Raw genomic sequence first — 16,057 nt, 5'->3', positions numbered from 1 at the left:
TCATAAACTACTTGAACTTTAAAGATTAATTAAACATTCTTACTTGCCATCTCAGCCGGGATAATTACCGATGTAATTATCAGTAAAAATCCCGGTATGGCAGGTAATATATCCAGATGTAATCTTATTATTTAAAAAATGAATAAAAGATATTCTTCACAGGTTCTTTACTTGCTGGTTATCTCGTTAGTAATACTACTTGTCCCGTCATGTACATATGACTATTTCGAGGATGAGACGAATTATGAGATCTATGTTCCTAAAGCGGACAAGAACTTAAGAACAGAAACATATGGTATAGAAGACCTTAGCATCTTTATTTACAATGATGTACTACAAAAGGAAAGATATTCTCACAATCCCTTTTCAGAGAATGCGAGAAGTCTGTTGGGAAACTTCAATTTTAGACTTTATCCCGGCAATTATAACGTTTATTGCTTTACAAATGTACAGGATATATATTTTCAAGACCTCAACACATACAGCGAAGCTAGATTTGATCTGAAACAATCTACGGATGGAACTTATGAAGAACCATCTGCAATTTATGTCGATTATAAGAATACGACAATTAATTTCCCCGGACCTGTTGTTTCCGATACGGCCTTATTAGAGTCTAAATATGTAGGGCGTATATGTGTCGCATTCAAAAATCTCACAGAGGTTAATTCCCAGTTGACAAAAGCTAATATAAAAGAAGTAAGAATAGAAGCTACAGGTATCGGAACTACTCAATATTTGTCAAAGCTAACAAGCATTGACCTTACACGTTCCTCCAGAAAAACACCAGGCGATAAAATGAAATTAGTATCGACGGTGTTCGATTTAGAATATAAAGATTTCCCTTTCGGGATCCAGAACTATTACTACCCTTCACCCGATCTGACAGAAGAAGAATATCAGAATATACCTATTGATTTAACTCTCAGTTTCATTGGACTTTCTGGTGAAACTATATACGAAATGTCTATTGCAGTAGTAGATAAAGCGAAGAATCCGCTGGTTTTACATATGAATGAGACTCTTGTCGTAGAGGTTGATGGTAACAATATTCAGATATTACACCTGGATGATATTGAGGATTGGAATCCACAGATTGAAGTAGAAGGAGGATCCGGTTCTGGTAGCGGTGGTATAGATGCATAAAGAATATTCATTAATATATATTTTAACTCAATGAAACATTATATCAAATACATTTCTACGGGAGCGGTACTGTTGATGATGTTCCTTTGTTACAATCCCGGAGCAAATGCCCAGGCGATCAAAACAAATGCACCATTTCTCCTGACCGGTAATCCGAATATCGGAGTAGAATGGACAGTTGGGCGGCAACTTACAATAAATACAGATGTCATGTGGATGCCTTATATGTTTAAGAAGAATGAAGAAGTCTTCCGCGTACTTGTCGGCAGCCTCGATTTCAGGTATTACGTGAATCCTAAATATTATTATACAAACGACCTTTGGGATGGTTTTTATGTGGGTCCTTATGCTATGGCCGGGAACTTCAATATCGGACTGAAGAACAGCGACGAGGAAAAGACCAGTTATCGTCGCAAAGGCTGGGGAATGTCGGCCGGTATCACTGCCGGGTATAAATTTTACCTGTCGAGCCGTTTCCGTATAGATGCCAATATAGGCTTGGGATATGCCCATCTGCAATATGATAAATACCAGTTAGGCGGTCAGTTTGCCGATTTTCCCGAAGAGATCAAAAAAACAAAAGCATACATCGGTCCTACCAAAATAGGAATATCGTTAGTATACAATATATTCAGATAAGAAATTACTATGATTAACCAAATATTATTACGAATCGCTTTTCTGGTCCTTCTGGGTCTCGCCTCATTGTCTATAATGGGTGAGGACAGAAAAAATGAGACGGAAGGAGACAGGAGGGCAAAAGGAGTCGAGGCCAAGGCCGACAGAAAGTTTGTCCGTCAGGATTTCGATGAAGCTATGACTATTTACGAATCGGCTTTTAAACATTCGTTAAGCGCTGAGTACAGTGCGGTATTACATCTGAAAGTAGGGCGGTTATATCTGACTCTATTGGACTATGTATCAGCTGTTCCTCACTACGAAACAGCAATGGCTATATCGAGCGAACTGTTAACTCCGGTAGATGTATGTAACTATCTTGATGCCCTGAGATTTTCAGGACAAAAAATGAAGGCCATTGGCCTTGCCCGGAGATACGCTTATCGCGATGCATATCATTCCGATCAACGTTATCAGAATATCTTACATGCCCTTAACTATGAAGGTGGTTTTTTGCCAATAGGTACACCAGAGTTCAATGTACGCGGGCTCGATAATGTAAATAGTCCGAATTCGGAATTCTGGATCGGAGTGAAAGCAGGTGAATATTTCTACGCCAGCAGTAAGAGCCGGTTCCATGACCCTAATAAGAAATTTTACCATCGTAGTAATTATTTCTCTCTGGCAGAAGATTCTGAATTTTCGATTAAAAATGAAGGAAATACCAAAAAAAGGCTGCTGGATATGATTCCTTACAGCTTGCAAAACGGCCCTCTGTCTTTTGCTAATAATATGACAAGGATGGTGGTAACGCAGGTTTATTACGGAAAAGGAGAAGGAATAGGAATGTCTGCTCAGGGGCTGAATACATTCCAGACCAGATTATATTACTCTGATTATGATCAGAAGAGAAAAGGATGGTCTTCTTTCAAAGAAGCTTTTCCTCAAGAGGAAGGTAGTTCTTATTCTCATCCATTCTTGTTCAATAACGACCGTTCGTTGCTTTTTGCCTCGGATATGCCGGGTGGTTTTGGTGGCTATGATATCTATGTTACTCACTGGAACGATCAAAAAGGAGCATGGGGTGATCCTGTTAATCTGGGATCTCAGGTTAATACCGAAGGAGATGAAATATCGCCCGGATTATTTAATGAAATGTTAATCTTTTCTTCCAACGGGCATGTAGGTTTTGGTGGATACGATGTATATGGTATTACATACGAAGACGGACAGGCCGTTGTAGGTAGTCTCGTTCATTTCGACTATCCTATAAATACTGTCCATAACGATTTCAGCCTGCTTCAGATTGATGAAAACCGCGGCTATATCGTTTCGGACAGAAAAACAGCTAATAAAGACGATATTTTCTACTTCGAACGTAATGAAGCAGAAAGAGGAAAAAGCAATATGCTGTTTGGTATGACTGAGGCCAAAGCCGTAACTAATGGCGCTATCGATGTGATGAAAGAAGAAAACAAAGTCAATATCCCTATGAAGGAAGAGTTGCCAAGCAGTCGGTTCATGGAACACATGCTGAGTCTCTATTTTGACTTCAATTCTTACAAGTTGGATGCAGAATCTCTTTATGCTCTCGATACATGGCGAAAAGAATCAGACCTCAGTAAAGTGGATACATTGATTATGGAAGGTTTTGCCGATGAGATCGGAGGAGAGGAGTATAATCTGGTTTTATCTGAAAAAAGGGCTACCGAAGTAAGTCAATGGATGAAAAACCATGGTATAACAGCAAAACTGATAGTGCAAGGCATGGGGCAAATCCCGGTCGATATTGATTTTCCCGAACTGATGCCGGGATATAGCAACGGTGAATTTTCCGGTAATGCTCTTTATAAGTCCCTTTCATTGGAAAACAGGATAAAACTTAATCAGGGAGCGCGGCGAGTAGATATAAAAGCAATAACAAAATAAATATTTATACCACAATGCAGTTAAAAAGGAAATTATATGCCACTCTGATAGTTTTAATACTATCATCGGTATACCCGCTAGTTAAGATCCAGGCTCAATATATGCCGGTTGTTTATGACAGGACGTATGGTGAAGGAATTACGTACCAGTTTACCTGCCCTGTTACGAATGGGGAAGTAGCCCTGATAGGTAATAACGGCGGAGTAACAACTACGACCTGGATTGGCCGGGATGGAAAAGCTGTGTCTTCGCGCACATTATCAAAAGGTTTTGAATCTGTAAATAACACTTATCACACAGGAGACCGTAAACTATTGATATTGGGACAGTCCAAGGACTGGCTTTCGAAAAAGAAAGACAAAGGTGTGTACGGGCGGTTTATTATAACAGATGAAACCGGAGAAATACTGAAAGATGCTATTGTTGGTGAGGCGGGCAGCGAATTGTTCTGCGGACAGCAACTAAAAGACGGTAGTTTTGTCCTTGGTGGTTATGAACCTCGTCCGGGTGGTATCCGTGCCGGTATGTTGGTTAAGGTTGACGCTTCCGGTAAGGTTGTTTACAAATACGTATCAGACGAAGGTGGTCCGTGCATCGGATTCGATGTGCTTGGTAGCTCCAGGGAATATATCCATGCAGCTTTCACTGCTGAAGACGGAACCGTTTCGGCTGTAGTAAGGCTAGATAGTAATGGTAAGCCTGTTTTTGTTACTAAATTACCTGAACCTGAGTTTCAGATGTGCAAAATGATCACAGCTGAAGACGACCATATATTCCTGATAGGAAATAGCTCGATGGCCGGAGGCCGTGTTGTTAAATTGCGTCCTGAAGGAGATATCATATTCAGTAAAGAAATAGTTCCCGCCTCTGGCGAAACTTCATTACAATATTTATCATTAGCTAAGAACGGAAATGTTCTGGTTGGTGGTAATGCCACAGACAAAAGTTACTATTCACTGTTGCGTAACGATGGAACCGACTTGCAAAAGTATATCCTGAAAGGAGCCGTTTCCGGCATGGAAATGGATCCGGTATCAGGAGAAGCGGTTATTGTCGGTTTCGATTCCGAAAGGGGGCGTGGAACTATTATCGGGCTGTCTAAGGATGGGCGTCAGATATATCAAAAAGCGACTGATGGTAATTTCGATCAGGTGCATATGAATGCAAACGGTATATTCCTGACAAGCAGATCGAGTGGGCGCGTATGTATGCTGTCTTCGGCAGGAGAACTTTTGTTCGACCGGTATGCTATCGAAGATGATAAGAAGGCTTTTGAAGAAATACTGTTCACTACTAACGGTGATATTTTGTTCAAGGATATGAAAAACCGTTTAGTGAAACTGGGACATGGTTTATATGTATCAGACGTTAAAATCAACAAACCTGTAAATGGTTATACTACAGCAATTTTCACTGTCACATTAACAGGTTACCCAACAACAGATCAGGGTGCTCCTATCCCTGTCAGGGTAGAATATCTTACTCAGGACGGTACAGCTAACAAGGTTGATAATTACACCCCTGTTAAAGGTAGTCTGTCATTTGTCCCTTCTAACGACGGAACTGCGCGCTATATGGTGAAACAGGATGTTGAAGTACCAGTGAAAGCTAATAATCTGATGGAAGGTCGCAAAATGTTCGAATTGCATCTGGCGAATGTAGAACAGAGTTATTTGGTGAAAGCTACCGGAGTAGGGGATATTGAAGATCAGGAGGTACTGGTTAAACTTATGGGTACCCGCGACGGACTGGAAGGAACACAGGATGTTGAGTATGAACTGGGAATATTCAAAACAAACGGAGAATCGTTGATCAATGCGACAGGTTCGGATATCATAGTAGAAGGTATTTATGGAAAAGGAACAGCCGATAATCTGGATTTCGATATGGGTGTTAGTCCTCGCGTGATCATTGGAAGAGGTGCTGCTTCAGGAAAATTCAATGTCAGAACATTGGTAGATACCCGCTATGAGTTACCAAAATCAGTTGTAGTTGATTTCAGAAAAATATATGCGATCAATGATGCCAACATCAATTTCGAAAGCTCGATATTGAGTTGTACAGGTACTATAGTCGATCAACCGGCACATATAGCTATAAGCTCATTGGGCGATCATGGAAGAATGAATAATATTGTTTCCGGCTTCTTTAAAGTTTCTCTGATAAGAGCTTCGGACGGTGCTTTGCTTACGAATGCAACAGGAGGAGATATCTCTATATCATGTTCGGTAGACGCTCAGACAACAGCAGAAGAAGGTAAGGACTTTGTATTTACAAACCGCCACGATCTGCGTATATGGGGTGATGGTAACCGTAGTGCTATAAATCTGAATGGTATTATATTGCATAATGTACAAAATACAGGTATAAAGAAACTAGTAGTAGGAATAGATTCAGTGAGCAAACCGGATAATGCACCGGATATATTGATCTCACCTACTGAAGCATCTGCAGGATTCTCCATTGTAGAATAATAAAAAAATGATGGAAGGCCGGGCCATTTATAGTTGAACCTAAAATAGTAAGAAATGAAACAGATAGATATTCCTTTGCTTTTATCGTTCAGGTATGCGCATGTACAAGAGTTTGTTATGTATACCGGCTCTCGTAAGGGGGCGGTTACATGCGACACTACCGGAGTCGAACCTCACGATCTATGGGCCGATGAAATGAAGGAGAAAGAAAATCTGTATAAAGAAATGGGATTGGTTTTTATAGATGATACCCGGCTGAAAATTACACCTTATGAACATTACCATATATATCGACTGAATAACGGAGTCTTGGAAATTCTATCTCCCGAACTCGATAAATGGATACCCTTTGCCTATGGAAACAGGAATAAACTGACCATTATACAGGGGCTTACAGGGATAGGGGATATCTGGGGCGTAAAGAAGAAGCGTTCGTTGAATTGTAATGAAACGTGCTGGGGTGCTTTCAATTATGCCGGACTATCCTCTCTGTCTCTGCTGAAAGACAAAAAGGCTAAAATAGCCTGGTGCAATATTTACTATACCTTTCATTAACAAACAGAACTAGACTAGAAACAAAAGATAATAAAATGGAAAAAATGAATATAAAGAAACATATAAATCTGCTGGTAATTATATTGGCAGGGACGCTTATGTATTCATGTTCCGACGATGAGACCATACCTGTTGTTGACGGTTCTAAACAACAGACATCCCTTTCAATATTACTTAATGCCAGCCAGCAGGGAAGAGAAAAGTCTGCAGGTAATCAGGATAAAGATGCGGAAAGCAAAGTTTATAGCCTTGAAGTATTAATATTCAAGTCGGCTGGAGAAAGAGAAGAAGGGACAAAAGACGGATACGGATATGTTATCCGCAAAACAAGAGATGTGGTCAATGAAACATATGACAAAGAATACATAGAGATAGATACAATTAAAGACATAAAACTAACGGCCGGAAAACGTGATATTTATGTTATCGCTAATGCGCCGGACAAGTATTTCAGTTCTGTTGAGAATATTCAACAGTTTCTCGAAAAATATGAAAATTTATCTACACAGGGGCGTTCACCTCATCCCGGGAATGTAACTAACCCGGATGAGGAATTACCGATCGGAGGATTGAATCCATCTGATCTGAAAACGAATCTCACGATGTGCAATTTTATAACGGATGTGCAATTTAACAATCTGTATGACCATCATTATATTGGATTTACAGATAACAATGGTCGCCCGGATGGCGTAAATCAAAATGACGGGTGGACTCCGAAAGGTACCCAACCGTTCTATATAGAGCGTCTGGCTGCGAGAGTTGCCATAGAAAAGATTGAATTTGAGCTACCTACAGAACTACCTTTCGAGGGAACTACATATAAATCGGATGATTATACGTACCATATCGATTCTATATTTTTGATGAACGTGAAAACCACATCCAAATTTGCAGCTGGGACTCAGCCCGGATTTGTTGAAAAATTCGGACATGGATGTGATGCAGGTTACTCCTTCCTGATGAATCAGGGACGTATAACTGATTTGCATGCACAAAGCCTGTACACTGATTTTTTAGAGGAAGCTATAACAACTCCGAATTATGATATCAATGAGAATGCAACACCCTTGTGGTTCTATACATTCGAAAATGAAGACAGTAATTATCCTACCTATTTTGTGATCGGAGTCAGGTATAATTTCATGAGTTCGCAAGACAATATTGCTAAAACCGTAAAAAGCTATTATGCGGTGGAAGTTAATGCTCCTACCAGTACGAGTAAGACTGCCGACCATGATTATATCAAGCGCAATTATCAATATAAGATTTCAGCTAAGATTAAAGGCCTTGGTAGCTTGTATGGAGAGAATCCTGTTCCGCTGAAAAGTTTACAGACAGCTAATCAGGATATAGAAATAACGGAAACTGTAGGACGAAATCTTTTCCCTTGGACAGGAGATACTTACAGCCAAAACACAAATGATTATGAATAAAAGCAGAACAATATATTTATCTTTTGACAGCCTGATTTCGGTTTTCAAAGCATGTATGAAAGTCATCATACTCACTTTGCTCTTGCTTTTGTCAGGATGCGACGGTGATAAAGTGACTGATGAGGATGATTCTTCTCAGCCTGCGCCAAATGTGACAATGTCTCTTAAGTCGGGTTCTAATCCTGTATTTATGAGCAATGCCCTGATATATGTATTCAGGAATAATGACCAGTTCGTGGAGAGAAAGTGGAACGTGACCAAAAACGGGAATGTTCTTTCCACTTACATGAATGTTGGTACATGGAATCTTGTTCTTTTGACGTGCGATAAAGATATACAGGGAGATATAATTCTTCCGCCATATGGAGGGGATAACAGTAATCCGATGTGGAAAACAGAATACACTACTCCGGCAGAAGAATTCTTGTCTCAGACCCCGGCGGAGCTTAGATATGCATCATTGCCGGGTGTAGTAATAACAGAAACAGACAAAAGAGAAGTACAGGCAACATTGGACAGGAATGTTGCGAAAATACAAGTCATACTTGAGGAATATTCAGGTTTTGACAACATAACCGCAGGGGTAAAAGACAATAATGCATTTGTCGACTTACTGAGTGTTCCAACAACACTAAACTGGGCTGGTGGATATTATCCGGATAAAGATAATCCGGATAATTCGGGAAATACACCGATCAGAGAATACCTCAATTTCAAATATGATACGAATAACGAACTGGTAGCCGATACAGTAAATTTTATTGTGCCTGCTCACAGAGGCCTGGATGCTCTTGATATAACAACCCATAAGTTACGGTTTAAAATAAGTATGCCACTCAAAGGCGAGAGCTATTTTGGGAAGACCGAAACACCCATTGAAATCTCACATGTGCCTAAGGTGAACAGTATAATCCAGCTGAAGCTTAACTTCCGGGGCGAGCCTGGAACAAATCTTGATCTGAAAGTAACAGTTAAGGATTGGGTAGATGTGGATCAGGAAGTAACATTTGAATAAAATAAAGAGCATTAGTTAAATAAAATGGTAAAATCGATGAAAGTTAACACAATACGACTAAAGGTTTTTTTATTGTTCATATTCAGCTGTTTGTCATGGTTTGCTATAGGACGGGCTAATATTGATGATACTGACAAAAATCTAAAGCTGTTGCAAGGGGAATGGAGATGGGAAGCTGCATCTATACCCGTTAACGAATACGAAACCAGTTTTGATTTTGACAATGACTATATAAAATTTTATTCTGAAATAGAGATTAAGGGAAAGGTACTATTGGTTAAAGACAATGATCAGATTCAGGTATCAAGATGCGATCTAGCAGGAAGTTTCCTGGGTTTTGATCTTCCTTCAGGAGAATCTATCATTGCCGAATGGACGATAATTGATGATGAATTATATCTGGAGTATAAGACAAAAGATATATTCAATGCTTCAAAAAAAATGAGTGTCTTACTGCTTTATAAACGAAAATAAATAATGAATTCTATGGAATCTAAAATAATACGATTAAGAGTTTGTTTGTTGCTTGCAGTTTGCAGTTTATCGTGGTTTGCGATAGCACAGACAACCAAAAATGATATAAAGTCGCTGCAAGGAGAATGGGTATGGGAAGAAGCTTCTATTCCCTGTAATGAATCCAGAATACATTTTGACCTTATTAATAGCTATATGAAGTTTTATGCTGAAATAGAGGTTAAAGAGGAAACAGTATTATTTAAAGACGAAGACCAGACAAAAAGTGTGGAATATGTGGTTGATGGAGATTATCTTGCTTTTGAACTTTCATCCGGGAAATTATTTATCACTGAATGGGCAATACTTGAAGATAAATTGTATTTGGAATTCACCGGTAATGACATAGACGATTCGTCAAAGGAAACAGTTGTCTTGCTGGTTTACAAACGAAAATAAATAAACGTAAGGAAACATGAAACATATTGCTGTTTTATACAAAATATTATTTGTTCTGTTGCTGGAATTTACAGCAGTAGCGACAATTAACGCACAGACTCCGACACAACTTAATATTAATTCGGGAAATATAGTTATTCCCAGTACACCTAATGTGGAATATGTTATTACTGGTAATGGTACTGTTACAAGCAATACGATAACAATCGAGTCTGGTTATGTAGGGACCATAACATTGCAGAATGTAAAAATAACGAGAACAGGTGCGAATGCAAAGTCCAGTTCGTGTATGACTGTCAAAGGACGATATTTCACAGGAACAACAATGACAGAAGATACAAAAAAATCTAATTTAAATCCTCTTACCATAGTTAACTTCATTTTGGATGGAACGAATGAATTTTACCTTTTCCCGGATAATACTAGCGGTACCAATGCTACTTCCGAATATTGTGCTATTCAGGTAGACCGGGGAGCGCAGATTCATATCAGCGCTAAAGATCCGAATGACAATACCAGTGGCGTTCTTATAGCTAAATCTACTATTAAACAACCTGGGGACGGCACTAACAGGAATTATGGAAACGGTGGAGCGGGAATTGGTTCCAAGAATTTCGCTGGTACAGGTACAAATAGTAATCAGGGAAAAATTCAGATATTTAACAATGGTGTTGAATATAGCCAGAGATTCGCATCCGGGGGGAATATTATTATTTCCAGTGGAACTATTACAGCCTGGGGAGGACACGGTGCCGGTATTGGTGGCGGATGGTATACTTTTTATGATGGGATAATTGTAGTATATGGCGGAGTCGTAAATGCCCGTACGGCGACACACTCAGCAGGTATAGGTAGTGGTTGCCCCGATGGATATGGTGTAAGATTACAATATTATGCCGATAATAGTATGATACTTGCTTTACCCCCTTCGGATATAACGGCTTTTGGCGGAGAAACGAATTTTATGGATTTAAGTCAAATTTCGGCAGCTGACTTAGCAACACTAGCAAATTTAGGGCTTAACGGTTCGCAGACTGTTGCCTATATGAATGACCCTAACAAACCTCTTATTACAATACATACCCAGCCATTACCTAACGGTTCTGATTTAAATTTTAAAGAGAAGAATGCGGATATTTACCTCGACCTTAGCGAAACAATTGTAAAAGGTACGACTACAATACAGGATGTTTTTAACACATTGGGTATTACGTATGACTTGAAAAAAGTGAGAGTGGGCAGAACTGATGCTACTAGTGGAGATTTTGAGTTGCATGGACAGTTTGATCAGGAAACGACTTTCTTCACGGATGCTTTCAGTACAATTCCGGCATATCTTGGACGTCCTTTTATGCCAGTAAGACAAAAGGTAACGGCAGCGACAACAATCGCTTTACCTCTTCTGCAAATGAATATTTCTTTTACAGATTATCCGTCTACACCGCTTGAAGAAGGGTATACCGCGCAGCAAGCCCGGAGAAATGCCCATACGATAAAGATGGAATATAATGACTTGGAGCCAATGACTAATCTGGAGTTCAGATTACAGGGTGGAGGCGTAGATTTTGAAACTATGGTTTTCCTCGCAGCGGATAGTGTAACTGAGCTTATTAATCCTCCGGCGCAGTTAAATCAAGGTGATAAATATTTTATTGTCCTGCCACTCAAGGAATATAAACTGATTGGTATCTACTCCGATGTTTTATTGATAGGAGGAAGTTGGGGTACTACTCCACTACCGGGTTATATCCGCAGGATAGGTGAGCAGAGGGTTGTTAAAAATGATATAGGAATTAATGAGCATATCAAAGTAACGGCTTCACCGGTGAAGTTCGTGGACAATACATTCCCGGCTACACAGACAGTAGATCTCACATTAAATATTAACCATGGAACTACGGGCGTCAATTACGATCCGTTGGATGTGAAGGCAAGATACCTGATCACAACCCACCCAAGATATGAAGATGCTCTGGCTGCCAATCCTAACATTCACAGTAACAGTTCCGCTTGGAAAAGTTTTACTATACCTACAGGGAACGGAGTGAATAGTTTAACGAATGTATCGTTCACTGATATGGCTAAAGGCGTTTATTATATCCATTGGTATGTGACATCGGGAGTCGTTTACGCACATAGCGAGGATATATCAAACCCATTGAAAGATAATGGCGCTTTTGGTCCATATATAATTGCCGATGCTTTGAATGCGGGAGCAATAAAAGGAAATCCATCTGTATGTAAAGATCAGACACCTTCAGAGATAAAAGGTGAGGTCTCTACTGGTGGCAGCGGTAGCTATTCTTATCAATGGCAGATCAGCACTGATGGAACAAACTGGTCAAATATTACAGTTAATGGTGATGGTCAGAGTTACACTCCGGTGCCATTAACAGCTTCGCCGACTTATTTTCAACGAATAACAACAGATTCGTATGGAACTAAAGCTACCAGCAATACATTCCTTATAAACATTGTGCCGGATGGCCTGACTTTCTATTGGAAGCAAAACGCGACAGATAATAACTGGAACAATCCCGATAACTGGGTAGATGTGAACGGAGCACCGTTAAATATGATACCTGTTGGCTGTTCCAATGTCTATATACCGGGCGGTATAACAAACTATCCGTCATTGCATCCGGATAAAACTCCTGTCGATGTATGTGGTGAGCCGGTATGTGGTAATATAACCTTTGCTTATGGTGCAGAACTGATATATCAGCATAAGCTGACTTATGAGAAAGCATATGTTCAGTATAACTGGGGCTATTATGACGGCTTCTCTGGCGTTTCGCATGGAGATCAGCCAACAGGCAATACGTGTACTTATGCGGCTAAGAAAAGGGATATGTGGTATGCATTGGCGGCTCCATTGAAGAGTATGGCCACAGGAGATTTTGCCTTTGCCGGATATCCGTTAACATGGCAGGCAGGTTTTGCCATGTCGCATCCGGAAACAGGAAACTCAGCTGGAGAAATAGTAGTCGGAAACTTCGATAAGACATTTTCTACAAATGATAAGCCTTTAAGTGAAACGAATAATGCTATTGCTGTGAAAGTAGCCTTGTACGACAATTTGAAAGGTTATGATGATCATTGTAATCTGGAAGGACTGCAGGGTATAATTGAAATCCCGTATTTCGAAAACAGTGCGAAAGCCGCGTATTATCCGGGACACCTTTATGACAGGTTTACAAAAGAAAGCAAATTCTTTTATTTCAATCCGCAGACCTTGCAACTTATACATTCTCCTGTAGGTATAATGAAGCGTGGAGAAGAAGCCTATCGCTTTATATATGAAGACAATAATGGTACAACTCCTAATATTACCGTGACAGGTGTACCATCTAGTGTTCCTGGTTACGAACTGAAGAAAGTGAAAAGCCAGAACAGTACAAGCGATAAGAAAGTAATGGTTGGTAATCCGTTTATGGCTTCGATCAATGCCAAACAGTTCTTTGATGCAAATGGCATTACTAAACTGGATAAATCGGAAGGTTACCTGCTTTTCAATAGCGAAACTCAGATATGGAATCGCTATGAATTCGACGATGCCGGAAAAATCCCGCCACTACATGCATTTATAGTTACACTGATAAGTGATGACATCGATTTGCTTTTCCCTCTCGAAGGTACCTATGCTTTGGCTGGACTCTCTTTATCCGTTCCTCCGGGAGGACTAGGGCGCTCTTTGTATCTCAAATCAATTAGTAGCGACAATCTGGAAGGAGATTATTCAGTTCTTGCAGCAGCAGAAACAGATGAGACCGCAACGAATGTTAAGAAAATGATTTATTCGCAAGGACATGCTACTCCTGAGACTTTCTTCATTTCTCCTGACAACAGCGATTATAACCTGATTCAGGCTTATGAGGAAGGAATACGCGAGATCGGTATAGGGGTTAAGAGTTCCGATGCGAAAAACTCACAATCGCTTATATTCGAAAATGTTGAAAATTTCTATACAGCAACCGGAATACATCCTGTGCTTGTAGATAAATATATGGGAACAAAACAGGATCTGATTCTATACAGTACATATTCCTTTACTCAACGTAACGTGGAGTCGAAAGACAATTATATCGATAAAGACAGATTTGCATTGCAATTATTATCTGACGAAGAGTTGTTTGGATATGAAAACGGAATAAGCATAGCATATAGAGATAAGCAGCTGGAAGTAAATGCAATCTCTACTATAAAAGAAATACAGATATATGATATCCTTGGCCGTAAGATATATTCGGATAATAAAATAAGTACAACCATGTATACCAGGTCTTTATCCTTGGTTCAGGGAGTATATATAGTGAAAGTATACACAGAAAACGGTGGAACGAAAATAGATAAGATAATGGCACTATAAACAAAAAGGAAAACACTATGGACAGCAACATCTGGCAGATATTAGAAAAAGAAAAGCATAATGACGGACATATCCGTCTGTATAGAGTCAATAGGTACTGGGTCGCCTTCGAACGTTCGGCTTTCAATCTGTTCTCAGTTTGCAATGTAGATAACATTGTTAAAGTAAAAGATGTGAAAGAGGAGCGGGAAAGTATGATGATAGCTATTGTGAAATGCGAGATATTAAAGTTATATAATCCGCAGTTAACGGTTTTGGAAAGCTCCGAAAACGAGATGCTGATAGGCTGTCGCACTACTTGCAGGGGATTCCAGCACTGGAAAGAGAGCGTAATATCCATGTTTACGGAGAATCTTTACCCGGCTATTGATGATACCTCTTATAATATCCAACGCCTGAATTTAGAGATGTTACTGAATTAATAAGAAGAATATGAAAATACGATTGATCATAATACTATTACTCGCCAGCACCTGCAATGCTTTTTCACAAAGCTTCGGAGTGCAGGCCGGAATACGGGTAAATGCGTCCGGAATTGAATATCCCGGTGTAGATATAAGCCGTAAAACAGGTTTTGAGGGCGGGGTGACTTTCCGGCAGCCTCTATATATAAAATCTTTAAGCATTCGCACAGGTTTGCTCTATTTTATGCAGGAGTTCAGTCTTAAAAACGATATGGGCAATAGTACTGGTATTACATACCATTTCTCGGAAGATAATCTGAAAATACCGGTTACTATCGAATGGCGTCCTGCTAAAGGTCTGATAAAACCATTTCTGCATGCCGGACTATATGCATCTTGTGCGATATCGGGTAGAATAAAAGACAATGACTCCAGTAATTCATTGAAATACAGCGGAAGTAGTAACAGGTTTGATTATGGAGCTATTGCAGGTATCGGAGTTTATCTGACATCCAGTATAGCACTGAACGCCAATTATGAATATGGCTTTTCGGAAAGGGATTTGTCACTCGGAGATCAGTTTGTATCCGTGAAGAATAGAGGATGCTCAATCGCGTTAAATTATCTTTTTTAAAATATAAAATATACGATGTTCAATAAAAATAAAACATATAAAGGCTCAGCTATTCAGAACCCGGCTTTACAATCGCTCAGTGTTATTTCCGGTTCGGCTACACTTAAAGGAGAGATCTGTATAGAAGATGATTTGAGAATAGATGGCAATGTAGAAGGAGATATTAATAGCAAAGGAAAGGTTGTTATTGGCACAGAAGGGTGTGTAAAAGGGAAGATTACAGGCAAATCGGTCGAAGTCAAAGGGAAAGTTCTCGGCGATGTGACGGTTTCCGATATCGTGATCCTAAGAACTTCTTCTCATTACGAAGGCCAAATAACAGCTTATAATATAGAAATAGAAGCCGGGGCCAGTTTTTTTGGCAATTGCAGGATGGAGACCGAAGGAAAGACAGAGACTTCCCTTAATAATAGCTTTAACTCGAATGATATTGTTCCATCCGCCCCGGCTGTTGATAAAGTGGTAGAAGAATATTAATAAAGAAAAAGCGCAACCTCGGGTTGCGCCGTGTAGTTTTGTAAAGTTTTTTGTGATTATGTTAGCTGTGAAGCCTTTGTAATCAGCC

Annotated in this window: 13 protein-coding genes; all 13 read left to right on the top strand. The window is 39.7% G+C overall.

Annotation, left to right across the window (positions count from 1 at the left end; translation table 11 throughout):
- The first annotated feature begins 138 nt into the window (after positions 1–138).
- The 13 genes from GGR21_RS05905 to GGR21_RS05845 are packed head-to-tail and all read left to right on the top strand — an operon-like array spanning position 139 to position 15,969.
- A complete protein-coding gene (locus tag GGR21_RS05905) occupies positions 139–1,146 on the top strand; it encodes a hypothetical protein (RefSeq protein ID WP_183306259.1) in 1,008 nt (335 codons plus the stop codon).
- Positions 1,147–1,176: 30 nt separating this feature from the next.
- On the top strand, positions 1,177–1,785 hold the full coding sequence (locus tag GGR21_RS05900; RefSeq protein ID WP_183306258.1) for a DUF3575 domain-containing protein: 609 nt from the start codon (positions 1,177–1,179) through the stop codon (positions 1,783–1,785).
- Positions 1,786–1,794: 9 nt separating this feature from the next.
- Complete coding sequence (locus tag GGR21_RS05895) at positions 1,795–3,693, top strand: OmpA family protein (RefSeq protein ID WP_183306257.1); 1,899 nt, start codon at positions 1,795–1,797, stop codon at positions 3,691–3,693.
- A gap of 14 nt (positions 3,694–3,707) precedes the next feature.
- A complete protein-coding gene (locus GGR21_RS05890) occupies positions 3,708–6,167 on the top strand; it encodes a Calx-beta domain-containing protein (RefSeq protein WP_183306256.1) in 2,460 nt (819 codons plus the stop codon).
- A 54-nt stretch (positions 6,168–6,221) separates the two neighbouring features.
- Positions 6,222–6,722 (top strand): hypothetical protein, encoded by a 501-nt coding sequence (locus GGR21_RS05885; RefSeq protein ID WP_183306255.1) that lies wholly within the window; start codon positions 6,222–6,224, stop codon positions 6,720–6,722.
- Between the two features lie 44 nt (positions 6,723–6,766).
- The gene (locus GGR21_RS05880; protein WP_221232931.1) at positions 6,767–8,158 is read left to right on the top strand and encodes a fimbrial protein; all 1,392 of its coding nucleotides are present in this window, start codon (positions 6,767–6,769) and stop codon (positions 8,156–8,158) included.
- Entirely contained in the window at positions 8,151–9,173 is a 1,023-nt protein-coding gene (locus GGR21_RS05875; protein ID WP_183306253.1) for a FimB/Mfa2 family fimbrial subunit, read from the top strand. The genes GGR21_RS05880 and GGR21_RS05875 overlap by 8 nt, the downstream gene beginning before the upstream one ends.
- Positions 9,174–9,209: 36 nt before the next feature.
- Positions 9,210–9,647 carry a hypothetical protein gene (locus GGR21_RS05870; protein ID WP_183306252.1) on the top strand — a complete coding sequence of 146 codons (438 nt, stop codon included), beginning with the start codon at positions 9,210–9,212 and terminating at the stop codon, positions 9,645–9,647.
- Positions 9,648–9,659: 12 nt separating this feature from the next.
- Positions 9,660–10,085, top strand: coding sequence for a hypothetical protein (locus GGR21_RS05865; RefSeq protein ID WP_183306251.1), 426 nt, complete (start codon positions 9,660–9,662; stop codon positions 10,083–10,085).
- Between the two features lie 16 nt (positions 10,086–10,101).
- Positions 10,102–14,454 (top strand): T9SS sorting signal type C domain-containing protein, encoded by a 4,353-nt coding sequence (locus GGR21_RS05860; RefSeq protein WP_183306250.1) that lies wholly within the window; start codon positions 10,102–10,104, stop codon positions 14,452–14,454.
- Between the two features lie 17 nt (positions 14,455–14,471).
- Complete coding sequence (locus GGR21_RS05855; protein WP_183306249.1) at positions 14,472–14,876, top strand: hypothetical protein; 405 nt, start codon at positions 14,472–14,474, stop codon at positions 14,874–14,876.
- Between the two features lie 10 nt (positions 14,877–14,886).
- Entirely contained in the window at positions 14,887–15,492 is a 606-nt protein-coding gene (locus GGR21_RS05850) for a porin family protein (RefSeq protein WP_183306248.1), read from the top strand.
- Between the two features lie 15 nt (positions 15,493–15,507).
- Entirely contained in the window at positions 15,508–15,969 is a 462-nt protein-coding gene (locus GGR21_RS05845) for a bactofilin family protein (RefSeq protein ID WP_183306247.1), read from the top strand.
- Positions 15,970–16,057: the final 88 nt, after the last annotated feature.

Origin of the sequence: Dysgonomonas hofstadii, from assembly GCF_014196915.1 — a bacterium.
Taxonomy (GTDB): domain Bacteria; phylum Bacteroidota; class Bacteroidia; order Bacteroidales; family Dysgonomonadaceae; genus Dysgonomonas; species Dysgonomonas hofstadii.
Note: the sequence above shows the minus strand (reverse complement) of the source record. Positions and strands in the feature narration are given on the sequence as shown.